General features: G+C 67.6%; 21 protein-coding genes and 1 pseudogene. 14 read left to right on the top strand and 8 right to left on the bottom strand.

Annotated features, from left to right (window positions below; genetic code table 11):
- The first annotated feature begins 111 nt into the window (after positions 1-111).
- The 7 genes from ACNFIA_RS28270 to ACNFIA_RS28240 all read left to right on the top strand — a co-directional run bounded on the left by ACNFIA_RS28270 (position 112) and on the right by ACNFIA_RS28240 (position 6,311).
- Positions 112-1,080 carry a sulfonate ABC transporter substrate-binding protein gene (locus tag ACNFIA_RS28270; RefSeq protein WP_416790333.1) on the top strand — a complete coding sequence of 323 codons (969 nt, stop codon included), beginning with the start codon at positions 112-114 and terminating at the stop codon, positions 1,078-1,080.
- A 239-nt stretch (positions 1,081-1,319) separates the two neighbouring features.
- The gene (ssuD, locus tag ACNFIA_RS28265; protein ID WP_416790332.1) at positions 1,320-2,468 is read left to right on the top strand and encodes an FMNH2-dependent alkanesulfonate monooxygenase; all 1,149 of its coding nucleotides are present in this window, start codon (positions 1,320-1,322) and stop codon (positions 2,466-2,468) included.
- 69 nt (positions 2,469-2,537) lie between these two features.
- Positions 2,538-3,326, top strand: a complete 789-nt coding sequence (gene ssuC, locus ACNFIA_RS28260; RefSeq protein ID WP_259753811.1) for an aliphatic sulfonate ABC transporter permease SsuC — start codon at positions 2,538-2,540, stop codon at positions 3,324-3,326.
- A complete protein-coding gene (ssuB, locus tag ACNFIA_RS28255) occupies positions 3,323-4,135 on the top strand; it encodes an aliphatic sulfonates ABC transporter ATP-binding protein (protein WP_416790331.1) in 813 nt (270 codons plus the stop codon). Before ssuC ends, ssuB begins: the two co-directional genes overlap by 4 nt.
- Positions 4,136-4,174: 39 nt before the next feature.
- A complete protein-coding gene (locus tag ACNFIA_RS28250; RefSeq protein WP_259753814.1) occupies positions 4,175-4,390 on the top strand; it encodes a TOBE domain-containing protein in 216 nt (71 codons plus the stop codon).
- A gap of 424 nt (positions 4,391-4,814) precedes the next feature.
- The gene (locus tag ACNFIA_RS28245; RefSeq protein ID WP_416790330.1) at positions 4,815-5,234 is read left to right on the top strand and encodes an MAPEG family protein; all 420 of its coding nucleotides are present in this window, start codon (positions 4,815-4,817) and stop codon (positions 5,232-5,234) included.
- Between the two features lie 117 nt (positions 5,235-5,351).
- Positions 5,352-6,311: a DMT family transporter gene (locus ACNFIA_RS28240; RefSeq protein ID WP_416790329.1), complete on the top strand. Its 960-nt coding sequence runs from the start codon at positions 5,352-5,354 to the stop codon at positions 6,309-6,311.
- Positions 6,312-6,489: 178 nt separating this feature from the next.
- On the opposite strand, the gene aqpZ is transcribed toward ACNFIA_RS28240, so the two are convergent.
- The 4 genes from aqpZ to ACNFIA_RS28220 form a co-directional block, all read right to left on the bottom strand.
- Positions 6,490-7,173 carry an aquaporin Z gene (aqpZ, locus tag ACNFIA_RS28235; RefSeq protein ID WP_259753817.1) on the bottom strand — a complete coding sequence of 228 codons (684 nt, stop codon included), beginning with the start codon at positions 7,171-7,173 and terminating at the stop codon, positions 6,490-6,492.
- Positions 7,174-7,344: 171 nt separating this feature from the next.
- Positions 7,345-7,968 carry an NAD(P)H-dependent oxidoreductase gene (locus ACNFIA_RS28230; RefSeq protein WP_416790328.1) on the bottom strand — a complete coding sequence of 208 codons (624 nt, stop codon included), beginning with the start codon at positions 7,966-7,968 and terminating at the stop codon, positions 7,345-7,347.
- The gene (locus ACNFIA_RS28225) at positions 7,961-9,355 is read right to left on the bottom strand and encodes a class II fumarate hydratase (RefSeq protein ID WP_259753819.1); all 1,395 of its coding nucleotides are present in this window, start codon (positions 9,353-9,355) and stop codon (positions 7,961-7,963) included. Before ACNFIA_RS28225 ends, ACNFIA_RS28230 begins: the two co-directional genes overlap by 8 nt.
- A gap of 117 nt (positions 9,356-9,472) precedes the next feature.
- Positions 9,473-10,486, bottom strand: a complete 1,014-nt coding sequence (locus tag ACNFIA_RS28220) for a DUF2804 domain-containing protein (protein WP_416790327.1) — start codon at positions 10,484-10,486, stop codon at positions 9,473-9,475.
- Positions 10,487-10,607: 121 nt separating this feature from the next.
- Between ACNFIA_RS28220 and ACNFIA_RS28215 the strand changes: the two are divergent.
- The 5 genes and pseudogenes from ACNFIA_RS28215 to ACNFIA_RS28195 all read left to right on the top strand — a co-directional run bounded on the left by ACNFIA_RS28215 (position 10,608) and on the right by ACNFIA_RS28195 (position 15,064).
- Positions 10,608-11,166, top strand: a pseudogene (locus ACNFIA_RS28215) (DUF2059 domain-containing protein).
- A gap of 48 nt (positions 11,167-11,214) precedes the next feature.
- Positions 11,215-11,523, top strand: coding sequence for a BolA family protein (locus tag ACNFIA_RS28210; RefSeq protein ID WP_259753822.1), 309 nt, complete (start codon positions 11,215-11,217; stop codon positions 11,521-11,523).
- 180 nt (positions 11,524-11,703) lie between these two features.
- Complete coding sequence (locus tag ACNFIA_RS28205; protein ID WP_416790326.1) at positions 11,704-12,639, top strand: rhodanese-related sulfurtransferase; 936 nt, start codon at positions 11,704-11,706, stop codon at positions 12,637-12,639.
- 3 nt (positions 12,640-12,642) lie between these two features.
- The gene (locus ACNFIA_RS28200) at positions 12,643-13,278 is read left to right on the top strand and encodes a DsbA family protein (RefSeq protein ID WP_259753826.1); all 636 of its coding nucleotides are present in this window, start codon (positions 12,643-12,645) and stop codon (positions 13,276-13,278) included.
- The gene (locus ACNFIA_RS28195; protein ID WP_416790324.1) at positions 13,271-15,064 is read left to right on the top strand and encodes an ABC transporter ATP-binding protein; all 1,794 of its coding nucleotides are present in this window, start codon (positions 13,271-13,273) and stop codon (positions 15,062-15,064) included. Before ACNFIA_RS28200 ends, ACNFIA_RS28195 begins: the two co-directional genes overlap by 8 nt.
- Here the strand turns inward: ACNFIA_RS28195 and ACNFIA_RS28190 are convergent, their stop codons facing one another.
- Entirely contained in the window at positions 15,065-15,949 is an 885-nt protein-coding gene (locus tag ACNFIA_RS28190; RefSeq protein ID WP_416790322.1) for a class I SAM-dependent methyltransferase, read from the bottom strand.
- Positions 15,950-16,386: 437 nt separating this feature from the next.
- Here ACNFIA_RS28190 and ACNFIA_RS28185 point away from each other — a divergent pair, with 437 nt between their 5' ends.
- Entirely contained in the window at positions 16,387-18,837 is a 2,451-nt protein-coding gene (locus ACNFIA_RS28185; protein WP_416790321.1) for an EAL domain-containing protein, read from the top strand.
- A 76-nt stretch (positions 18,838-18,913) separates the two neighbouring features.
- Entirely contained in the window at positions 18,914-19,702 is a 789-nt protein-coding gene (locus tag ACNFIA_RS28180; RefSeq protein ID WP_259753830.1) for a TenA family transcriptional regulator, read from the top strand.
- A 229-nt stretch (positions 19,703-19,931) separates the two neighbouring features.
- Here ACNFIA_RS28180 and ACNFIA_RS28175 read toward each other — a convergent pair whose 3' ends face one another.
- From ACNFIA_RS28175 to ACNFIA_RS28165, 3 genes are all read right to left on the bottom strand, one after another.
- Positions 19,932-20,888 carry a quinone oxidoreductase family protein gene (locus tag ACNFIA_RS28175; RefSeq protein ID WP_416790319.1) on the bottom strand — a complete coding sequence of 319 codons (957 nt, stop codon included), beginning with the start codon at positions 20,886-20,888 and terminating at the stop codon, positions 19,932-19,934.
- 32 nt (positions 20,889-20,920) lie between these two features.
- Positions 20,921-21,082 carry a XapX domain-containing protein gene (locus ACNFIA_RS28170; protein WP_259753833.1) on the bottom strand — a complete coding sequence of 54 codons (162 nt, stop codon included), beginning with the start codon at positions 21,080-21,082 and terminating at the stop codon, positions 20,921-20,923.
- A gap of 533 nt (positions 21,083-21,615) precedes the next feature.
- Positions 21,616-21,759 carry a hypothetical protein gene (locus tag ACNFIA_RS28165; RefSeq protein WP_416790317.1) on the bottom strand — a complete coding sequence of 48 codons (144 nt, stop codon included), beginning with the start codon at positions 21,757-21,759 and terminating at the stop codon, positions 21,616-21,618.
- Positions 21,760-21,774: the final 15 nt, after the last annotated feature.

Here is a 21,774-nt window from a genome sequence, read left to right as displayed (position 1 = left end):
CGCCAAGCCCCAACCCGGCAGGCGCCCGCTGCGTCAAACACGAACAGGCCCTCACCGTCCCGCCAACGGGACCGCAGGTCCGGCAAGCACACTCGATAAAGGAGCACTCCCATGCGGACCCTCACTTTGCGCAGTGGACTGGCGGCCCTGCTGATCGCGGCCCTGTCCTACAACGCCCAGGCAGATGAACAACCCGGTACCCTGCGTATCGGCTACCAGAAGTACGGCACCCTGGTGCTGCTCAAGGCCCGCGGCACGCTGGAAAAGCGCCTGGCCGAGCAGGGCGTCAAGGTGCAATGGACCGAATTCCCCGGTGGCCCGCAGTTGCTGGAAGGCCTGAACGTCGGCAGCATCGACTTCGGCGTCACCGGCGAAACCCCGCCGGTCTTCGCCCAGGCCGCTGGCGCCGATCTGGTCTACGTGGCCCACGAGCCGCCGGCGCCCACCAGCGAAGCGATCCTGCTGCCCAAGGATTCGCCGATCAAATCCGTGGCCGAGCTCAAGGGCAAGAAGGTTGCCCTGAACAAAGGCTCCAACGTGCACTACCTGCTGGTGCGCGCCCTGGAGAAGGCCGGCCTGAAGTACACCGACATCCAGCCCGTGTACCTGCCGCCGGCCGACGCCCGCGCCGCCTTCGAGCGCGGCAGCGTGGATGCCTGGGTCATCTGGGACCCGTACCAGGCCGCCGCCGAGAAGCAGCTCTCCGCCCGCACCCTGGTGGATGGCACCGGCCTTGTGGATAACCACCAGTTCTACCTGGCGACCCGTCCCTACGCGAACAATCACCCGCAGGTGATCACCACCCTGATCGACGAAGTGCGCTCGGTGGGCCAGTGGTCGCAGCAGAACCCGCAGCAGGTCACCGACCAGGTCGCGCCGCTGCTCGGCCTGCCGGCGGACATCACCTTCACCGCGGTGAAACGCCAGGGCTACGGCGCCCAGCCGATCACCCCGGAAGTGACCGCCGCGCAGCAGAAGATCGCCGACACCTTCACCGACCTGAAGCTGATTCCCAAGAAGCTGAGCATCAAGGACGTGGTCTGGACGGCCCCGGCCAAGGTGGCCACGGCCAACAACTGATTCACCGGATACGACCCTCTCCCTAACCCTCTCCCTGAAGGGAGAGGGGACTGGATCGGCGCCGGATGAAGCTGATGTGTCAGCCGGCTCGGATAGCTCCCTCTCCCTTCAGGGAGAGGGCGGGGGGAGAGGGGCTCCGGGATGAACCCGAAGGTTCGCCCGAGCAAGCACCACGAAACACCCGAATCCCATCATCGCGCGGCTACGCCACGCCGGCGCGCTTATCTGGAGTTACTGCGATGAGTCTCAACATCTTCTGGTTCCTGCCGACCCACGGCGACGGCCATTACCTGGGCACCGCCGAAGGCGCCCGCGCCGTAGACCACGGTTATCTGCAACAGGTCGCCCAGGCCGCCGACCGCCTCGGTTTCGGTGGCGTGCTGATCCCCACCGGCCGCTCCTGCGAGGATTCCTGGCTGGTTGCCGCCTCGCTGATCCCGGTGACCCAGCGTCTGAAATTCCTGGTCGCGCTGCGCCCGGGCATCATTTCCCCGACCGTGGCTGCCCGCCAGGCCGCAACCCTCGACCGGCTCTCCGGTGGGCGCGCGCTGTTCAACCTGGTGACCGGCGGTGACCCGGACGAGCTGGCCGGCGACGGCCTGCACCTGAGCCACGCCGAGCGCTACGAAGCCTCGGTCGAATTCACCCGTATCTGGCGCCGCGTACTGGAAGGCGAGACCGTCGACTGCGACGGCAAGCACCTGCAGGTGAAAGGCGCCAAGCTGCTCTACCCGCCGATCCAGCAACCGCGCCCGCCGCTGTATTTCGGTGGCTCCTCCGATGCGGCCCAGGACCTGGCGGCCGAGCAGGTCGAGCTGTACCTGACCTGGGGCGAGCCGCCGGCCGCCGTCGCCGAGAAGATCGCCCAGGTGCGCGAGAAGGCTGCCAAGCAGGGCCGCACGGTGCGCTTCGGCATCCGCCTGCACGTGATCGTCCGCGAGACCAACGAGGAAGCCTGGCAGGCCGCCGACCGCCTGATCTCCCACCTGGACGACGACACCATCGCCCGCGCCCAGGCCTCGCTGGCGCGCTTCGATTCCGTCGGCCAGCAACGCATGGCCGCCCTGCACGGTGGCAACAAGGACAACCTGGAAGTCAGCCCCAACCTCTGGGCCGGTGTCGGCCTGGTGCGTGGCGGCGCCGGCACCGCGCTGGTGGGCGATGGCCCGACCGTGGCGGCCCGCGTGAAGGAGTACGCGGACCTGGGGATCGACACCTTCATCTTCTCCGGCTACCCGCACCTGGAAGAGTCCTACCGGGTCGCCGAGCTGCTGTTCCCGCACCTGGACCTGGCCCAGGCGCAGCAACCGCAGGCGCGCGGCTACGTCAGCCCGTTCGGCGAGATGGTCGCCAACGACATCCTGCCCAAGGCCGCTTCGGCGAGCTGAAACCCCTGGGGCGGATAACGCTGGCGCGTGTTGCGCCCGACGTAGCGACGAAGAATCCGGAGAATTGAGATGAGCGTTACCAACAACCTTGCCCAGCGCCTCGCGCCCTGGGCCCTGCCGGTGGGCCTGGTGGTCATCTGGCAGCTCGCGGTGGAATTCGGCTGGCTGTCCAGCCGCATCCTGCCCGCGCCCAGCGCCGTGGCCGAGGCCGGCTACCACCTGGTGGTCAGCGGCGAGCTCTGGCAGCACCTGGCGATCAGCACCTGGCGCGCCGCCGTCGGCTTCCTCATCGGCGGCAGCATCGGCCTGGCCCTGGGCCTGATCACCGGCCTGTCGACGTGGGGCGAGCGTTTCCTCGACAGCTCGGTGCAGATGATCCGCAACGTGCCGCACCTGGCACTGATCCCGCTGGTGATCCTGTGGTTCGGCATCGACGAGTCGGCGAAGATCTTCCTGGTCGCCCTCGGCACGCTGTTTCCGATCTACCTCAACACCTACCACGGCATCCGCAACATCGATCCGGGCCTGCTGGAAATGTCGCGCAGCTACGGGCTGTCCGGCTTCGCCCTGTTCCGCCAGGTGATCCTGCCCGGTGCGCTGCCCTCGATCCTGGTGGGCGTGCGCTTCGCCCTGGGCTTCATGTGGCTGACCCTGATCGTCGCCGAGACCATCTCCGCCAACTCCGGCATCGGTTACCTGGCGATGAACGCCCGCGAGTTCCTGCAGACCGACGTGGTGGTGCTGGCGATCCTGCTCTACGCCGTGCTCGGCAAACTGGCCGACCTCGCCGCCCGCGGCCTGGAACGCATCTGGCTGCGCTGGCACCCGGCGTATCAGGTCAAGGGAGGTGCGGCATGAACGCGGTGAACAACCTGCCCCAGCAACTCAAGAAAGGTATCCCGCTGGCACTGGAAAACGTGCGCAAGCGCTTCGGCGAACGCGAGGTGCTCAAGGGCATCGAACTGCGGATTCCCGCCGGCCAGTTCGTCGCCATCGTCGGCCGCAGCGGCTGCGGCAAGAGCACGCTGCTGCGCCTGCTGGCCGGCCTGGATGACGCCAGCGAAGGCCAGCTGCTGGCAGGCTCCGCGCCGCTGGACAGCGCCCGCGAAGAGACTCGCCTGATGTTCCAGGACTCGCGTCTGCTGCCCTGGAAGCGGGTGATCGACAACGTCGGCCTGGGCCTGAAGGGCGATTGGCGCCCCAGGGCGCTGGACGCTTTGGCGGCGGTGGGGCTCTCCGACCGTGCCAATGAATGGCCGGCGGGCTTGTCCGGTGGCCAGAAGCAGCGCGTGGCCCTGGCCCGTGCGCTGATCCACCAGCCGCGCCTGCTGCTGCTCGACGAGCCGCTGGGTGCGCTGGATGCCCTGACCCGCATCGAGATGCAGCAACTGATCGAGAACCTCTGGCGACAGCATGGCTTCACCGTGCTGCTGGTCACCCACGACGTCAGCGAGGCCGTGGCCATCGCCGACCGGGTGATCCTCATCGAGGACGGCGAGATCGGCCTGGACCTCAACGTCGAGCTGCACCGGCCGCGCGCCCGTGGCTCGGCCCGCCTGGCCGCGCTGGAAGCCGAAGTGCTCGAACGCGTGCTGTCGCTGCCGGCCCAACCGCCGGAGCCGGAACCTGTTTCCCCACTGCCCACGCAACTGCGCTGGGCGCTCTGACCCCACAGTGAACCCCCGATTCTCCCAAGGAGCTACGCCATGACCATCAAAGCCATCAACGTCCGCAACCAGTTCAAAGGCACCATCAAGGAAATCGTCGAAGGCGATGTGCTGTCGGAAATCGACGTGCAGACCGCGGCCGGCATCGTCACCTCGGTCATCACCACCCGTTCCGTGAAGGAACTGGAACTGACCATCGGCAGCGAAGTGATCGCCTTCGTGAAATCCACCGAGGTCTCCATCGCCAAGCTGTGAATACGGCGCTGGACGAGGCGGGCAGTCCGGCGACGGGCTGCCCGTTTTCTTTTGCGGATATGGCGTCGGGCTGGCCCTTGTAGGAGCGAGCTTGCTCGCGAGCCGCCCGAGCCGCGGCGTCAGTCACGTTCGCGAGCAAGCTCGCTCCTACAGGGGAGGCGCTCCCACATGAAATCCTGTGCGTGGGCTTGCCCTCACCCTAACCCTCTCCCAGAGGGAGAGGGGACCGTATGGTGCAGGATGAAACCTCACCCCAGCCCTCTCCCTATGGGAGAGGGCTGGGGTGAGGGGAATGCACCTGCACGGTTTTCCCGGCGAAATGCCCTTGCTCCTGCGAGATCCCATCCCGTGTGGCGGCACTATATAGAGCAATTGCTCTACCTCCCCTAGACTCCGCTCAAACCAACAAGAGAACGGAGTCCCCATGTCCCTGAGTCCCTCTGCCTTCGCGTTGCTCGGCCTGGTCGCCTGGACCGTGCTGCTGGTCCTGCTGGTGGTCAACCAGCGCGGTCTCCTGGTGATGTCCGGGCGCATGAAGGTGAACGCCTTCGCCGCCGACGGCAGCACCACGCCGGGCGCCTTCGGCCAGCGCGCGGTGCGCGCCCACGCCAACTGCGTGGAGAACATGCCGCTGTTCTGCGCCGTGCTGCTCTACGCCATGGTCACCCAGCAGACGCTGGTCACCGACCCGCTGGCGCCGACCCTGCTGGTGGCGCGCATCGTCCAGTCGCTGGTGCATCTGCTCAGCACCTCGGCGCTGGCGGTCTGGGTGCGTTTCGCGGCCTTCTTCGTCCAACTGATCATCCTGATCTGGTGGCTGCTGCGCCTGTCCACCCTGGTGTGATCCGCCGCGACGCGTGCAGCTGGGCGAACGACCGGAACAGTTGCGCCGCGCAACTGTTCCTATGGGGCGATACCGCCATGACTTAGCATGGCGGACCGCACACGCGTCGAGGCTCTCATGCACGTTTCATCCGGCCGCTGGCAGTTCGGCCTGTTCCTGGCACTGGTCACCGCCGTCCTCTGGGGCATCCTGCCGATCAAGCTCAAGGAAGTCCTGAAGGTCATGGACCCGATCACCGTCACCTGGTTTCGCCTGGTGGTGTCCGGTGGCCTGCTGCTGATCTACCTGGCCTTCACCCGCCAGCTGCCGCGCTTCGCGCCACTGGGCTCACGCGGCATGGGCCTGGTGCTGGCGGCCATCCTCGGCCTGACCGGCAACTACGTGTGCTACCTGATCGGCCTGCGCATGCTCACGCCGGGCACCACGCAGCTGGTCATCCAGATCGCGCCGATCCTCCTGCTGCTGGGCAGCCTGTTCGTCTTCAAGGAGAGCTTCAGCGTTGGCCAGGCGCTCGGCCTTGCGGTGCTGATCGCCGGCTTCGGGCTGTTCTTCAACCAGCGTCTGGCCGAGCTGTTCGGCTCCCTCGGCGAATACACCACCGGCGTGCTGATCGTGGTCTTCGCCGCCTTCATCTGGACCTTCTACGGCCTGGCACAGAAGCAATTGCTGACGCAGTGGACGTCCGGGCAGGTGATGATGGTGATCTACTTGGGCTGCGGCGCGCTGCTCACGCCCTGGGCGCATCCGCTGGAGGCGCTGGACCTGTCGCCGTTGCAGGGCTGGCTGTTGCTGGGCTGCTGCCTGAACACCCTGGTGGCCTATGGCGCCTTCGCCGAGGCGCTGGCGCACTGGGAAGCCTCGCGGGTCAGTGCGACCCTGGCGATCACGCCGCTGGTGACCTTCGCCTCGGTAGCGCTGGCCGCCTCGCTGTGGCCCGACTTCGTGCGCCCGGAAGACCTCAATGGCCTGGCCTATGTCGGCGCGCTGCTGGTGGTCGTCGGCTCGGCGCTCACCGCCCTGGCGCCATCGCTGCTGCGCAGCTACCGGGCCCGCCGGGCACGCATCGCCAACGTCTGAAGCCCCGGCCAAGGCAGGGCCTGTAGGAGCGAGCTTGCTCGCGAACCCGCCCGGCAGCGGTGCCGGCTGGAAATCCGTTCGCGAGCAAGCTCGCTCCTACAGGTGTTCTGGCAGGCTCAGCACCCACGAAAACGGGCGCCCGAAGGCGCCCGTTTCAGCTGGCAAAGCGAGCCGTGGATCAGGCCTGGGCCGGACGCACCGCGCGGTAGGCCAGCGCGCCGATCACGCCGCCCAGCAGCGGGCCGACCCAGAACAGCCAGACCTGCTTCATGAACAGCGGGTCGGCGAAGATCGCCACGCCCAGGCTGCGCGCCGGGTTCACCGAGGTGTTGTCGATCGGGATGCTGATCAGGTGGATCAGCGTCAGGGCCAGGCCGATGGCGATCGGCGCAAAGCCGGCCGGGGCCAGCTTGCTGTCGGTGGCGCCCATGATCACGAACAGGAAGAACGCGGTCAGCAGCATTTCGGTGGCCAGTGCGGCCTGCATCGAATAGCCGCCCGGCGAGCCTTCGCCGAAGCCGTTGGCGGCAAAGCCGGCGAGGGCGTCGAAGCCCGGCTTGCCGCTGGCGATGCAGAACAAGGCTGCGCCGGCGAGGATGCCGCCGATCACCTGGGCGAGGATGTAGGGGAGCAGGTCACGACCATTGAAGCGGCCACCGGCCCACAGGCCGAGGCTGACGGCGGGGTTGAGGTGGCAACCGGAGATCGGGCCGATGGCGTAGGCCATGGTCACGACGGTCAGGCCGAACGCCAGGGACACACCCAGCGTACCGATTCCCTGGGCCGCGAAGATGGCGCTGCCGCAACCACCGAACACCAGCCAGAACGTGCCGATCATTTCGGCGGAAAGTTTGCGAAGCATGCTGCCTCCAAGGCAAGACGAACCCCGGATTGGGGCGAGGGCATGCTAGGGAAGTCGCATTGGGGCCGGTTGTAGGTGTTTTCCCAAGGTGCCGGGAAACCCTTCTGAAGGCGCAGGCCATGGCTATGAAAAGCTCGGCGGACAAGGCCTTGGGCATCGTCCGCCGTCCGCTCAGACCTGCGTGCCCAGCTGCTCCGCCCGCCGCAGCCAGGCCTGCCGCTGCTCCTCGCCGGAGCCGCGCACCGGGCTGAACTCCTCCAGATGGCGCAGGGCGATGCCGCAGGGCGCGAGGATGCAGCGGGTCATCTGCCGGTGCGCCGGGGCGCCCTGGCGCAGACGATAGTGCCAGTGGGTCTGGTCGTGGCTGACCAGCAGGTCGGCGCTGCGCCCGCCCAGCAGGGGTTCGAACTCGCGGGACTCGGCCGAGCGATAGCGGAAGGCGAAGCCCGGTTGCAGCACGCGGTCGAAGAAGCCTTGCAGCAGCGCCGGCAGCCCACCCCACCACACGGGATAGACGAAGGCGATGTGCTGCGCCCAGTGGATCTGCCGCTGGGCTTCAAGCACGTCCGGCTCCAGGGTCTGGCTCTGTTCGTAGCCGCCACGCAATACCGGGTCGAAGTTCAGATCGCCGAGCTTGAGCAGGTGCACCACGTGGCCCTTGGCGCGAGCGCCGTGGGCGTAGGCGTCGGCCAGCGCGTGGCAGAAGCCGCCGGGCTTGGGCGAGCCCAGCACCAGCAGCACGCGCTTGCCGTCGCCCTCCAGCGGGGTGGCGCCGGTGCGGGTCGGTTCAACCATTCTGCCCGGCCTCCAGCATGGTTTCCGGGCGCACCCACTGGTCGAATTCGGCGTCGCTCAGGTAGCCCAGTTCCAGGGCGGCTTCGCGCAGGGTCTTGCCCTCGGCGTAGGCCTTCTTGGCGATCTCGGCGGCCTTGTCGTAGCCGATGTGCGGGTTCAGTGCGGTCACCAGCATCAGGCCGCGGTCCAGGTGCTCGCGCATCTTCGCCGCGTCCGGCTCCATGCCGGCGACGCAATGCGTGTTGAAGTTGCGGCAGCCGTCGGCCAGCAGGCGCGCGGACTCCAGCAGGTTGTGGATGATCACCGGCTTGTACACGTTGAGCTGCAGGTGGCCCTGGCTGGCGGCGAAGGTGATCGCCGCGTCGTTGCCGAAGACCTGGCAGGCGAGCATCGACAGCGCTTCGCACTGGGTCGGATTGACCTTGCCGGGCATGATCGAGGAACCCGGCTCGTTGGCCGGCAGCTTCACCTCGGCAAAGCCCGCGCGCGGGCCGGAGCCGAGCAGGCGCAGGTCGTTGGCGATCTTCATCAGCGCCACGGCGAGGGTCTTCATGGCCCCGGCCAGGGTCACCAGCGGTTCGTGGCCGGCGAGGGCGGCGAACTTGTTCGGCGCGGAGACGAAAGGCAACCCGGACAGATCGGCCAGCTCGGCGGCGATGGCCTCGGCGAATTCCTTCGGCGCGTTCAGCCCGGTGCCCACGGCGGTGCCACCCTGGGCCAGTTCGTAGACCGCCGGCAGCGCCGCGCGGATGGCGCGCTCGGCGTAGTCCAGCTGGGCGACGAAGGCGGACAGCTCCTGGCCGAAGGTGACGGGCGTGGCGTCCATCAGGTGGGTACGCCCGGTCTTCACCAGGTGGGCGTGGCGCGCGGCCTGCTGGGCGAGGCCGCCGCTGAGCTCGGCGATGGCCGGCAGCAGGTCGTGGTGCACCGCCTGGGCGGCGGCGATGTGCATGGCGGTGGGGAAGCTGTCGTTGGAGCTCTGGGCGCGGTTCACGTGGTCATTGGGGTGCACCGGTTTCTTGCCGCCGCGGCCGTTGCCGGCGATCTCGTTGGCGCGCCCGGCGATGACCTCGTTGACGTTCATGTTGCTCTGCGTGCCGCTGCCGGTCTGCCAGACGACGAGGGGGAACTGGTCGTCATGTTCGCCCGCCAGCACCTCGTCGGCGGCTTCCTCGATGAGGCTGGTGATGTTCTCCGGCAGTTCGCCCAGTTGCGCGTTGACCCGCGCGGCGGCCTTCTTGATCAGCGCCAGGGCATGCACGACGGCCAGCGGCATGCGCTGGCCGCCGATGGCGAAGTTCTCCAGCGAGCGCTGGGTCTGGGCGCCCCAGTAAGCGTCGTCGGGGACTTCGATGGGGCCGAGGCTGTCGGTTTCGGTGCGGCTCATGGTGCATCTCCGGAAATGGGGTCTCGGCCAGTTTAGGCCGCTATGGCGCTGGCGGGTTCCACAATGCCTCAATGGCCGTGATAGAGCGCTTTCCGGCGTCCGGCCAGCGGTGGCCGATCACCAGCGCGCGAGCGTGGCGCCGACCCAGCCGAGGGCGCCGTTCACCGGCACCTGTTCGCCGTCGGCGCTGCGCAGGGCGCCGTCGAAGCGGCCGAACCACTGGCTGGTCTCGGCGAACAGCGGGCCCAGGCGCGGGCAGGCGCGGTGCAGCTTGCGCGGGGTGAAGGTGAGCTCGACGCGCTCGTCGGCGTCGCGCAATTGCCAGGGGGAGAGCGGGTCGTGCGGCGCCTGGCGGATATCCACGGGGCCATCCAGCGCTTGCAGTTCGCCGCCGAACCACAGGGCGTTCTCGCTCAGGTGGCTGTGTTCCGTCCAACCGCTGCCGAAGTTGCCGGCGATGCCGCCGGGCGCGGCGAACGCGGCGCGCGTCCAGTGTGTGTGGAGGGGCCAGACGCCGCGGCCGAAATCCAGCGCGGCGAAGCTCTGGCCCTCGCTGCAGCGGTAGGTCTTGTGGCCGAGGGTGAGGCTGCCGCGGATCGGCAGGCCCATCTGCCGGCTGCAGGCGTGGAAGCAGTTGCCGGTCATCGGCACCACCAGGTTGACCGATTCCAGGTGCGCCGGGCGCTGCACTTCCAGCGCGAGGTTGAGCGGCTGTCCGCCCAGGTTCGGCGCGCAGGCGGTGATGCGCAGCTGGCCGGGCTGCTCGTCGAAACCCAGGCTGAGCTGGCCGTGCTCGAAGCGATGGCTCTGGTTCGGCATGTCCGGCAGGTGGCAGCCCAGGCCGAACGGGCTGAACTGGGTGCGGTGCACCGAGCGCCCGGTCTCCAGGTCGAGGAAGTACACGGCGCCGTAGCCCAGGTAGTCCAGGTCCGCGATGGTGATCGAGAGCATCCAGCCCGGCGCGTTGATGCACCAGTGGTTCCAGCGTTTGCGCCGGCCGAGGTTGCCGGTCAGCCGGCAGAGCGTCTGCGGCCGCGACGACCAGCCCACGGCCGCGCTGTTCAGGCGGCCGCGCGCATCGCACAGGGGCGGCGCGGCAGGCGGCGTCGGTGGGTGGGTGAAGGTGTTCATCGGTCACATCCCTGTGGCAACGCGCCGCAGCATGCCGTTTCATGAACTGTCCTACAAGAGAAGCCGGTCACTTCCAGGGGATTTCCCCGTCTCTTGAGCCGATTCCGAACTTAGGCGCAGAATGGCGGGTCCCACCCGGACACCCTTCAGACTCACAGGACTGCCCCATGACCGTTCTTCGTTCCCTCTGCACTGCCGCTCTTCTGGTCGGCTTCAGCTCCGTGGCTCTGGCCGACGCCAACGCCGAGGCGGAGAAATTCCTCAAGCAGGTGCATGCCGACAAGCTGACCGTGCCGGTCTACGCGCAAGTCCAGCAGATGCTCGCCCAGCGCTTCGCCCAGGCCAAGGCGCCGGACAGCAAGAAGGCCGTGCTCGACCGCTACCAGGCCAAGGCCAATGCCGAACTGGACCGCGCGGTGGGTTGGGACAAGCTCAAGCCTGAGCTGGTCAAGCTCTACACCAGCAACTTCAGCGAGTCCGAGCTCAAGCAGCTGAACGATTTCTACGCCTCGCCCCTGGGCCGCAAGGTGCTGGAGAAGATGCCGCGCCTGACCGCCGAATCCGCCCAGCTGACCCAGGCGAAACTGCAGACCGCGGTGGACCCGGTGAACAAGCTGATGGCCGACATGGACAAGGAACTGGGCGTGAAAGCCCCGGCCGCTCCGGCCAAGAAGCCCTGATCTTCGTTTTGCACCGACCTGACTGCCTGATTGCCAGCGAGACCCGACATGAGCATGCGTGACCGCCTCCACACCGCCCTGGGCGCCCTCGAACCGCAACACCTCGAGGTGCTCGACGAGAGCCATATGCACAGCCGCGGGCAGGAAACGCACTACAAGGCAGTGATCGTCAGCCCGGTGTTCGCCGGGCTGAACGCGGTGAAGCGCCACCAGAAGGTCTACGCCACGCTCGGCGAGCTGATGGGCCAGATCCACGCCCTGGCCCTGCATACCTACACCCCCGAGGAGTGGGCGCAGCAGGGCGCGGCACCGGAGTCGCCGACCTGCCGCGGCGGCAGCAAGCACGACCTGCATTGACCGCATGCCGCACTGATCGGCGGCAGGGTGCGGGCTTCGTCCCGCTCCGGTAGAATGCGACACCCAGCGCCGGCTTCTGCCGGCGCTGTCATTTTCAGATTCCGATCAGCTGTCGTTTTCGAACTTTCTTCTCCCAAGAAGCCGGTCCGCCCTTTACGCGGGCGACCACTGGAGTGATGCATGACCACCGAAAGAATCGTCGTCGCGGCGTTGTACAAGTTCGTCTCCCTGCCCGACTACGTCGCCCTGCGCGAACCCCTGCTGCAAACCCTGCTGGACAATGGCGTGAAGGGCACCCTGCTGCTCGCCGAGGAAGGCATCAACGGCACCGTCTCCGGTGCCCGCGCCGGCATCGACGGCCTGCTGGCCTGGCTGCGCAACGACCCGCGCCTGGCCGATGTGGACCACAAGGAGTCGTACTGCGACGAACAGCCCTTCTACCGCACCAAGGTCAAGCTGAAGAAGGAAATCGTCACCCTCGGCGTGCCGGGCGTGGACCCGAACGCGCAGGTGGGCACCTATGTCGAGCCCAAGGACTGGAACGCGCTGATTTCGGACCCTGAAGTCCTGCTGATCGACACCCGCAACGACTACGAAGTGGCCATCGGCACCTTCGAGGGCGCCATCGACCCGAAGACCAAGTCGTTCCGCGAGTTCCCCGAGTACATCCGCCAGCACTACGACCCGGCGAAGCACAAGAAGGTCGCCATGTTCTGCACCGGCGGCATCCGCTGCGAGAAGGCGTCGAGCTACATGCTCAGCGAAGGCTTCGAGGAGGTCTTCCACCTCAAGGGCGGCATCCTCAAGTACCTCGAGGAAGTGCCGGAGGCCGAGACGCTCTGGCGCGGCGACTGCTTCGTGTTCGACAACCGCGTGACCGTGCGCCATGACCTGTCCGAAGGCGACTACGATCAGTGCCATGCCTGCCGCAACCCGATCTCGGCCGTCGACCGCGCCTCGGAGCACTACGCGCCGGGCATCAGTTGCCCGCATTGCTGGGACACGCTGTCGGAGAAGACCCGCGCCAGTGCCCGCGAGCGGCAGAAGCAGATCGAACTGGCGCGCCAGCGCAACCAGCCGCATCCCATTGGCCGTGATCCCCGCGCGGAGAACTGATCCATGACCAGCCGCCTGCTCTACGTAATGGACCCGATGTGCTCCTGGTGCTGGGGTTTCGCCCCCGTGGCCGGGAAGCTGGTGGAGCAGGCGCGCGCCGCGGGTGTGCCGCTGGCGCTGGTGATGGGCGGCCTGCGCACGGGGCAGGGCGCCGCGCTGGAGCCGACCACCAAGCGCTACATCCTCGAACACTGGCACGCGGTGCATGACGCCACCGGCCAGCCGTTCCGCTTCGACGGCGCCTTGCCCGACGGCTTCGTCTACGACACCGAGCCGGCCTGCCGCGCGGTGGTCACGGCGCGCCGCCTCGACGAGGACTGCGCCTGGGCGCTGGTGGGGGAGATCCAGCGGGCCTTCTACGTGGAGGGTCGCGACGTGACCCAGGCCAGCGTGCTCGCCGAACTGGCCGACAGCGTCGGCCTGCCGCGCATCGAGTTCGCCGAAGCCTTCGACAGCCAGGACAACCACCTGGCGACCCTGGCCGATTTCTCCTGGGCCCGCGATCTGGGCATCGCCGGCTTCCCCACCCTGCTGGCCGAGCGCGACGGCCAACTGGCGCTGCTGACCAACGGCTACCAGCCGTTGAGCGAGCTTGCGCCCTTGCTGGATCGCTGGCTGGAGCGCGGGCGGCATGCCTGAGCTGTCGGCTGACCGCCTGAGCTGGGCGGAAATTCGCCGGCTCGCTTTCCGTCACCGCAAGGCCCTGCTGCTGGCCAACCTGGTTGCCGTGCTGGCCACCGCCTGCAGCGTGCCGATCCCGCTGCTGCTGCCGCTGCTGGTGGACGAAGTGCTGCTGGGCAAGGGCGACGCCGCCCTGCAGGTGATGAACCACTGGCTGCCCGATGGCTGGCACAAGCCCGCGGGGTACATCGGCCTGATGCTGCTGGTGACCCTGGCGCTGCGCAGCTGCGCGCTGGTGTTCAACGTGCTGCAGGCCAAGCTGTTCGCTCGGCTGTCCAAGGACGTGGTGTACCGCATCCGCCTGCGCCTGATCGAGCGCCTGAAACGCATCGCCCTGGGCGAGTACGAAACCCTCGGTGGCGGTTCCGTCAGCGCGCACCTGGTGACCGATCTCGACACCCTCGACAAGTTCGTCGGCGATACCCTGAGCCGCTTCCTGGTGGCGCTGCTGACGCTCTGCGGCACCGCCGGCATCCTGATCTGGATGCACTGGAAGCTGGCGCTGCTGATCCTGCTGTTCAACCCGCTGGTGATCTTCGCCACGGTGCAGCTGGGCAAGCGCGTGAAGCACCTGAAGAAGCTGGAGAACGACAGCACGTCGCGCTTCACCCAGGCGCTGACGGAAACCCTCGAAGCCATCCAGGAAGTGCGCGCCGGCAATCGCCAGGGGTTCTTCCTCGGCCGCCTCGGCGTGCGCGCCCGTGAAGTGCGCGACTACGCCGTCGCCTCGCAGTGGAAGAGCGACGCCGCCGGGCGCGCCAGCGGCCTGCTGTTCCAGTTCGGCATCGACCTGTTCCGCGCCGCGGCCATGCTCACCGTGCTGTTCTCCGACCTGTCCATCGGCCAGATGCTCGCGGTGTTCAGTTACCTCTGGTTCATGATCGGCCCGGTGGAGCAACTGCTCAGCCTGCAATACGCCTTCTACGCCGCCGGCGGCGCGCTGGCCCGTATCAACGAACTGCTGGCGCGCGCCGACGAGCCGCATTACGAGCACCGCCGCGACCCCTTCGCCGGGCACACCAGCGTCGGCATCCAGGTGCGCGATCTGAGCTTCGCCTACCGCGACGAGCGGGTGCTCGATGGCCTGGACCTGGATATCGCTCCGGGCGAGAAGGTCGCCATCGTCGGCGCCAGCGGCGGCGGCAAGAGCACCCTGGTGCAGTTGCTGCTGGGCCTCTACCAGCCGCAATCGGGCAGCATCCGCTATGGTGGCGCGGCGCTGGAGGAGATCGGCCTGGACTGCGTGCGCGAGCATGTGGCGGTCGTGCTGCAGCACCCGGCGCTGTTCAACGACACGGTGCGCGCCAACCTGACCATGGGCCGCGAGCGCGGCGACGACGCCTGCTGGCGCGCGCTGGAAGTGGCGCAACTGGCCGACACCATCCGCGCCCTGCCGCAAGGTCTGGACAGTGTGGTGGGGCGTTCCGGCGTGCGCCTGTCCGGCGGCCAGCGGCAGCGTCTGGCGATTGCGCGCATGGTGCTGGCCGAGCCGAAGGTGGTGATCCTCGACGAGGCCACCTCCGCCCTCGACGCTGCCACCGAGTACGCCCTGCACCAGGCGCTGGAGCGCTTCCTCGAGGGCCGCACCACGCTGATCATCGCCCACCGCCTGTCTGCGGTAAAACAGGCCGACCGCGTGCTGGTGTTCGATGGCGGGCGCATCGCCGAAGACGGCGACCACCAGCAACTGATCGCTGAAGGCGGGCTCTATGCGCGCCTGTACGGCCATCTCCAGCAGGGCTGATCAGCCGTAGCGGGTCACTTCGAGGAAGGCCACGCAATGGCCCTGGTCGTGGAAGACCCGCGCGCTGCCGATGTCGTTGTAGGGGATGCCCAGCAGCAGGTCGAGCAGGCCGGCGTCGCTGCGGTAATGCGGGCGCCAGTCCAGCAGGCCTTCCAGGTAGCCGATGTCCGGCACGTCGGGGAGGAAGTTGCCCATCAGCAGGCGACCGCCGGGCAACAGGCGGGCGAACAGGTTGCGGGTCAGGTCGCGGGCGTCGTGGTCGTCCAGCACCTCGTACAGCCCCGGTGAATAGATCAGGTCGAAATGGCGCAGGTCCTGGCGGCCGTAGAACAGCTCGTCGAGCGTGCATTGCTGGGTCTGGACACCGAGGGCGGCATAGCTGGCCTCGACGGTCTGCAGGCACAGCGCCTGCGCGTCCAGCGCGGTGAACTGGCGGAACTGGCCATGGCGCAGCGAGCGCGCCAGCTCGACCTCGCGCAGGTGCCCGCAGCCCACGCAGAGAATGCGCGCCTGGCCGTTGAGCTGGTCGCAGCAGCGGTCGATCTCCCGTGCCAGCAACTGGCGGCGCGAGCGCAGCGCGCGGGAGGCGGGAGCGGAGCTGGCATAGCGGAACAGCTCTTCCGTGGGGCCGTCGGGCAGCAACGAGCGCAAGGTGCTGTCGATGCCGTAGAGGTAGTCCATCAGCACGGCGTTGCCGGCGCCTTCTCCCATCGGCCGTTCGCGACGCCGGGGGAAGGGCAATACGCGGGGGGCTTCCGTTGGCGACGTGCCGCCCGTGGCGAGCGAGAGCAGGTTGCTTTCTTCATCCTTGAGATGACGCAACTGCTGTTCCAGCTGCTCGATGGCCTCGGAGAGTGAACCCGGATGCTGAATGCGATCGTCCATTGCCGTCCGCCTGGGATATCCGCTGGGTGAGAAGAAGGCGCCACCGGTCCTGGCCGGTGATTCGTTCAACAGCGGTGCCGCCGCCGGTCGTGCAGCCTTGTCGGTCACTCGCAAACGTGCCGCTGCACTGTGCAGATTGCACGATCGTCTGAGGTATGGCACATGGCCTCCGCTGTCGCAAGGCCACTAATCGGCCGCGTCCGAACGACCTGGGCTGGGGCGATGAAAGGCATTTCCCGCAGCCAAAAAAGCATTTTTCCGCCAGACGGCGTCTTCCCAGGGGGCCAGGGCCATACGCGGAGGTTGGAGGATTTCCCGCGATCGGCTAGAAGTTAAAGAAGGGGCGGCCTGACAGAAAAGTCCCAAGGTGAGCCTTCACCGCACCCCATGGCCTGCCAGACTTTCAAAGAAGGAAACCGAATCGGGTGATGGATGCAATGGGGCTCTTGCCGACCCGGCGGACGACGCGTCTGCTCAAGCTGGTCTGGCCATTCATGGTCGTGGTCCTGCTGCAGACGCTGATCGGCAGCGGCAGTTTCCTCATTCTGTCGGGCGTGCGTGCCTATGTCGGCGGCGAGAGCCTCTGGTCCAAGGGGCAGAAGGACGCCATCCACTACCTGCAGCTCTACGGCCAGAGCCATGACCCGGCGGATTACGAGCGTTACCGCACCGCCATCGCCATTCCCCAGGGCGACCGCACCTTCCGCGCCGCCCTCGATCTCAGCCGACCCGACGTGGAGCTGGCCCGCGCCGGCGCGCTGCAGGGCGGCATCCATCCCGATGACGTCGACGTGCTGATCTGGCTGTACCGCTACTTCCACGAATTCAGTTACTTCGACCAGGCCGTGAAGATGTGGATCATCGGCGACGCCTACCTCGACCAGCTGGAGCAACTGTCCGACGAGATGAGCGCGAAGATCCGCGCCAACGATGTGCGGCCCGGTGACCTGAGCTATTGGAACAGCCGTATCCAGGCGATCAATGATGGCGTCACCCCCGCCGCCATGGCGTTCTCCGCCGCGCTGGGGCAGGGCTCGCGGCTGATCATGTGGGTGCTGCTGCTGGCCAACGGCGCCACCGGCCTGGCGCTGATCCTCCTGGCGGTCTGGCGCACGCGCATCCTGTTGCGTCAGCAGCGCGCCTTCGAAAGCGCCCTGGATACCGAGAAGGAGCGCGCGCAGACCACCCTGGCGGCCATCGGCGACGGCGTGGTGACCCTCGACGAGTACGAGTGCATCGCCTACTTCAACCCGGCGGCGGAGCGCCTGATCGGCTGGGACAACTCCATGGCCGTCGGCTTGCCGCTGCGCTCGCTGCTGCGGGTATTCGACGAGAGCACCCACGTCGAGGGCCTGCCGCTGGTGGGGCAGATCCTGCGCGGCGAGGTGGACGGGGGCAGCGAAACCAGCAAGCTGATCCAGCGCCTGGACGGCACCAGCGTGGCGGTCACCCTGGTGGCCACGCCCATCCATGCCGAGGGGCGCGTCGTGGGCGTGGTGCTGGTGCTGCACGACATGACCCGCGAGCGGCAGTACATGGCCAGCCTGTCCTGGCAGGCGACCCACGACGCGCTGACCGGCCTGACCAACCGCCGCGAGTTCGAATTCCGCCTCAAGCAGGCGCTGGAAAGTTCGGCGGACTCGCGCGACCAGCATTCGCTGATGTACCTGGACCTGGACCAGTTCAAGCTGGTCAACGACACCTGCGGCCACGCCGCTGGCGACGAGCTGCTGCGCCAGGTCTGCTCCGTGCTGCAGCAATGCCTGCGCGACGGCGACACCCTGGCGCGGCTGGGCGGCGACGAGTTCGGCATTCTCCTCGAGCACTGCCCGGCGGACCTGGCGGTGCAGATCGCCGAGCGCATCCGCCTGACCGTGCAGGCGCTGCACTTCATGTGGGAGGGCCGCGGCTTCAACATCACCGTGAGTATCGGCGTGGTGCACATCTCCACCATGCTGGTCTCGGTGGAGGAGGCGCTGCGCTGCGCCGACATGGCCTGCTACATGGCCAAGGAAAAAGGCCGCAACCGCGCCCAGGTGTTCCGCCCGGATGATACCGAGCTGTCCAACCGGGTCGGCGAGATGGCCTGGGTGCAGCGCATCCGCCTGGCGCTGGAGGAGGAGCGTTTCTGCCTCTTCGCCCAGCCGATCTACCCGGTGGACGAGCGGGTGAGGGAGGGGGCCCACGTCGAGTTGCTGCTGCGCCTGAACGACGAGTGCGGCCGGCTGGTGGCGCCGATCAACTTCATCCCCGCCGCCGAGCGCTACGGCCTGATGCCGGAAATCGACCGCTGGGTGGTCGAGAACGCCTTCAGGATCCTCGCCGAGCGCAATGCCGATGGCGGTTTCGAGCCGATCCAGACCTGTGCGATCAACCTGTCCGGCGCGACCATCGGTGACGACACCTTCCTCGACTTCCTGCGCGAGGTGCAGCCGCGCCATGGCATCGAGCCGGCCAGCGTGTGCTTCGAGATCACCGAGACCAGCGCCATCGCCAACCTGGTCAACGCCACGCGCTTCATCCAGGAGCTCAAGGCGCTGGGCTACCGCTTCTCGCTGGACGATTTCTGCGCCGGCATGTCCTCCTTCGTCTACCTCAAGCACCTGCCGGTGGACTACCTGAAGATCGACGGCAGCTTCATCAAGGACATGCTCGAAGACCCCATCGACCGCGCCATGGTCCAGGTGATCAACCAGATCGGCCACGTGATGGGCAAGCGCACGGTGGCGGAGTTCGTCGAAACCCAGGAAATCCTCGAAGTGCTGCGGGAAATCGGCATCGACTACGCCCAGGGGTACGGGCTGGCGAGGCCGCAACCCTTCAATCGGAGCTTCCTGCGTGAGACGCACGTCGCAGCTGTAGCATCCGACACAACCTCCGGACGGTGACGCGCCGCCCGGAGAGGACTAACCTGAGGCCTGATTTACCGGTGCTTGCATGGATCGACCAGCAACGGAGCCTTGGATGAACGACACCTTTGTTCGCAGTGGGCCGCTCAAGGAGCTTTCCAGCTATCCGCTCTGGGCCCAGCGCCTGGTGCAGGAGTGCGAATCCAGCCGCCTGGCGGTGGTCGAGCACCCTTTCTACGCCCGCATGCGTGACGGCCAGCTGAGCCGCCAGACCCTGCGCGCCTTCCTCATCGGCGGTTGGCAGGTGGTGGAGCAGTTCCCCCTGTACATGTCCCACAACCTGCTCAAGACGCGCTTTGGCCGCAGCCCCGGCGAAGACATGGCGCGGCGCTGGCTGATGCGCAATATCCGCGTCGAGCTCAACCATGCCGACTACTGGGTACGCTGGGCCGAGGCCTACGGCGTGACCCTCGCCGAGCTGAAGGCCCAGCTGGTGCCCGCAGAACTGCACGCCCTCGGCCACTGGTGCTGGCACAGCTGCGCCACCGAAGAGCTGGCGCTGGCCATGGCGGCCACCAACTACGCCATCGAAGGCGCCACCGGCGACTGGTCGGCGCTGGTCTGCTCCACCGATACCTACGAACGCACCCTGCCGGCCGGCGCCCGCAAGGACGCCATGCGCTGGCTGAAGATGCACGCCCGCTACGACGACGATCACCCCTGGGAGGCCCTGGAGATCATTTGTACCCTCTGCGGCCCGCAACTCCCCATGCCGCGCTGCCTGGCGCTGCGCGAGGCGATCTGCAAGAGCTACGGCTACATGCGCATGTTCCTCGACCAGTGCCTGGCGCTGGAGCAGGCCCAGGGCGACGTGCGGCGGGGGCCGATGCAGGTGGTGGGGTAGGGCGGGGCGAGGTATCGCCTGTTCATCGGCGCGAGGTGTTGCCCTCTCCCCCACCCTCTCCCTGAAGGGAGAGGGGGCAGATCGGCGTGATGGTTGGGCTCTGCCGCTCGCTGGACCACCGTGCAGCGATATCAGGATGACTATGCCGTCGCCGGCTGGCGCGGACGGCCCCCTCTCCCTCGGCAGAGGGCCGGGGTGAGGGGGCTCTCCCAGGACCCGGTAATCACCCTCACGGCACGAGAATGATCTTCTCGCTGCTGCCTTCGTTGATCTCGTGATAGCGCTGCACGCCCTCGCTCAGCGGCACTTCGCGCAGGCCGGTGGGCAGGGGCAGCCGGCCATCGTCGAACCACTGGCCGAACTGGCGCAGCATCGCGGCGCAGGCGACCGTGTCGTAGAGCAGCGAATTCACTCCCACCACCGAACCGCCGCGCCGGTACAGCGCCAGGGCCGGCAGTTGCACGTGGCCGTCCACCGGCGCGGCGATGATGGCGATGCGGCCGAAGGTGGCCAGCGCCGAGACCGCCGCCGGCAGCCAGAAACCGGTGGTGTCGAAGATCACCTCGGCGCCGCCGGGGAAGTGTTCCTCCACCTGCGCGGCCAGGGTCTCCGCCGTACCCAGCAGAATGCTCGGCACGCCCTGGGAGTGCAGTTCGACCTGTGACTCGGCGCGCCGCACCGCCCCCAGCACCTGCGCGCCTCGTGCCTTGGCCAGGGAAATGGCCGCTGCGCCGACGGCGCCGGAGCCGATCACCAGCAGGCGCGTGCCGGCGCCCACCTGGCTGCGCTCCAGGGCGTCCCAGGCGGTGGTGAAGGGCACCCCGCAGCTGGCGGCCTGGGCGAAGCTCATGCGCTCGGGCATCAGCGCCACGCCGGCGGCCGGCACGCTCAACAATTGCGCGTGGCTGCCGTTGCGGTTGAACCCCAGGGCCTTGCCGGTGCCCCAGACCGCCTTGCCCAGCAGCTCGGCCGGGCCCTTCACGACAGTGCCGGCGAAGTCGCGACCGGGCACCCGGGGCAGGGTGGTGTAGGGGAAGCGGCCGAGAACGTTCTTCACGTCGCTGGGGTTCAGGCCGGCGGCGTGGACTTCCACCAGCACCTCGTCGGCGGCGGGCACCGGGTCGGCGATGTCGGTGAAGCTCAGGGCGGCGAGGTCGCCGGTGCGATCGAATTGCAGGGCTTTCATGGCTCGGGTCCTTGGCAATCGGAAGGGATAGGTCAGTGAATCCAGCGGCTCAGCAGCGGCAGGGCGTTCTCGCCGATCTGCATGCCGAGCAGGCCGACCAGCGCCACCAGCGGCGGCGCCGGCGAGCGGAAGTCGAGGAAGTGGTAGGCGAGGCCGACGGCGATGCCGATGGCGAGGGATATCAGGTAACTCATGCTGTCCTCCGCGGATGGGGCCGGCGGCCGGCGGGAATGGGGCCAGTCTAGGAGCCGCGCCAGGTCGCCGCCGGTCATTGGCTTCGGAATATCGGACAGATGCTGAGCGGGGTATTGGATGAGCGTGCCGGCAGCGCCCCTCTGTAGGAGCGGGCCATGCCCGCGATCCGCAGGCAGGTCCGGCGCCCTGTTCGTGCTCGGATGTCGATCCTGTTTCTTGCCTTGCCTTGCCTTGCCTTGGGCCTTCCTGCGCCGCTCAGGTGTACGCCCAGGCTCTGTGTTTCGCCCCCTCGGGCGAGTCACTTTGGCAATCGCCCCAAAGTAACCAAAGGTCTTGCCCCCGGACATCCGGTTTTTCGCCTAGGCGAAAAATTCCCTCGCTCCAGCGAAGTTTCAGGGGCGCGCCGCGAGGGGCCATCCCTGGCCCATCGCGGCTCTCGCGGCATCCATGCCGCTCAACCCCTTAAACTCCGCTTCCACTCGGCCTCCTGAACGGGGCTGTTCGGAGTGCGCGGATATTGCTCTGGAAGTCGTCAAAAGCCGGAGCGGCTGGCGATGGCCTTTGGCAGGAGCGGACCTTGTCCGCAAAGTTCTCCGCGGCGGAAGTCGTGATTACCGGCGTTCGCCGAACGGCTGTGCCCCTTGTAGGAGCGGGCCACGCCCGCGATCGCGCGCATGGCGCGCTCCTACAG

Source organism: Pseudomonas sp. NY15437, from assembly GCF_048068435.1.
Lineage (GTDB): Bacteria > Pseudomonadota > Gammaproteobacteria > Pseudomonadales > Pseudomonadaceae > Pseudomonas > Pseudomonas nitroreducens_B.
This window is presented reverse-complemented; position numbering and strand designations above follow the sequence as displayed.

What these genes read in the sequence shown, in the direction of transcription:
- ACNFIA_RS28270 (WP_416790333.1), top strand. Translation starts at nt 112, where the DNA reads ATGCGGACCCTCACTTTGCGCAGTGGACTGGCGGCCCTGCTGATCGCG.
- ssuD (WP_416790332.1), top strand. Translation starts at nt 1,320, where the DNA reads ATGAGTCTCAACATCTTCTGGTTCCTGCCGACCCACGGCGACGGCCAT.
- ssuC (WP_259753811.1), top strand. Translation starts at nt 2,538, where the DNA reads ATGAGCGTTACCAACAACCTTGCCCAGCGCCTCGCGCCCTGGGCCCTG.
- ssuB (WP_416790331.1), top strand. Translation starts at nt 3,323, where the DNA reads ATGAACGCGGTGAACAACCTGCCCCAGCAACTCAAGAAAGGTATCCCG.
- ACNFIA_RS28250 (WP_259753814.1), top strand. Translation starts at nt 4,175, where the DNA reads ATGACCATCAAAGCCATCAACGTCCGCAACCAGTTCAAAGGCACCATC.
- ACNFIA_RS28245 (WP_416790330.1), top strand. Translation starts at nt 4,815, where the DNA reads ATGTCCCTGAGTCCCTCTGCCTTCGCGTTGCTCGGCCTGGTCGCCTGG.
- ACNFIA_RS28240 (WP_416790329.1), top strand. Translation starts at nt 5,352, where the DNA reads ATGCACGTTTCATCCGGCCGCTGGCAGTTCGGCCTGTTCCTGGCACTG.
- aqpZ (WP_259753817.1), bottom strand. Translation starts at nt 7,173, where the DNA reads ATGCTTCGCAAACTTTCCGCCGAAATGATCGGCACGTTCTGGCTGGTG.
- ACNFIA_RS28230 (WP_416790328.1), bottom strand. Translation starts at nt 7,968, where the DNA reads ATGGTTGAACCGACCCGCACCGGCGCCACCCCGCTGGAGGGCGACGGC.
- ACNFIA_RS28225 (WP_259753819.1), bottom strand. Translation starts at nt 9,355, where the DNA reads ATGAGCCGCACCGAAACCGACAGCCTCGGCCCCATCGAAGTCCCCGAC.
- ACNFIA_RS28220 (WP_416790327.1), bottom strand. Translation starts at nt 10,486, where the DNA reads ATGAACACCTTCACCCACCCACCGACGCCGCCTGCCGCGCCGCCCCTG.
- ACNFIA_RS28210 (WP_259753822.1), top strand. Translation starts at nt 11,215, where the DNA reads ATGAGCATGCGTGACCGCCTCCACACCGCCCTGGGCGCCCTCGAACCG.
- ACNFIA_RS28205 (WP_416790326.1), top strand. Translation starts at nt 11,704, where the DNA reads ATGACCACCGAAAGAATCGTCGTCGCGGCGTTGTACAAGTTCGTCTCC.
- ACNFIA_RS28200 (WP_259753826.1), top strand. Translation starts at nt 12,643, where the DNA reads ATGACCAGCCGCCTGCTCTACGTAATGGACCCGATGTGCTCCTGGTGC.
- ACNFIA_RS28195 (WP_416790324.1), top strand. Translation starts at nt 13,271, where the DNA reads ATGCCTGAGCTGTCGGCTGACCGCCTGAGCTGGGCGGAAATTCGCCGG.
- ACNFIA_RS28190 (WP_416790322.1), bottom strand. Translation starts at nt 15,949, where the DNA reads ATGGACGATCGCATTCAGCATCCGGGTTCACTCTCCGAGGCCATCGAG.
- ACNFIA_RS28185 (WP_416790321.1), top strand. Translation starts at nt 16,387, where the DNA reads ATGGGGCTCTTGCCGACCCGGCGGACGACGCGTCTGCTCAAGCTGGTC.
- ACNFIA_RS28180 (WP_259753830.1), top strand. Translation starts at nt 18,914, where the DNA reads ATGAACGACACCTTTGTTCGCAGTGGGCCGCTCAAGGAGCTTTCCAGC.
- ACNFIA_RS28175 (WP_416790319.1), bottom strand. Translation starts at nt 20,888, where the DNA reads ATGAAAGCCCTGCAATTCGATCGCACCGGCGACCTCGCCGCCCTGAGC.
- ACNFIA_RS28170 (WP_259753833.1), bottom strand. Translation starts at nt 21,082, where the DNA reads ATGAGTTACCTGATATCCCTCGCCATCGGCATCGCCGTCGGCCTCGCC.
- ACNFIA_RS28165 (WP_416790317.1), bottom strand. Translation starts at nt 21,759, where the DNA reads ATGCGCGCGATCGCGGGCGTGGCCCGCTCCTACAAGGGGCACAGCCGT.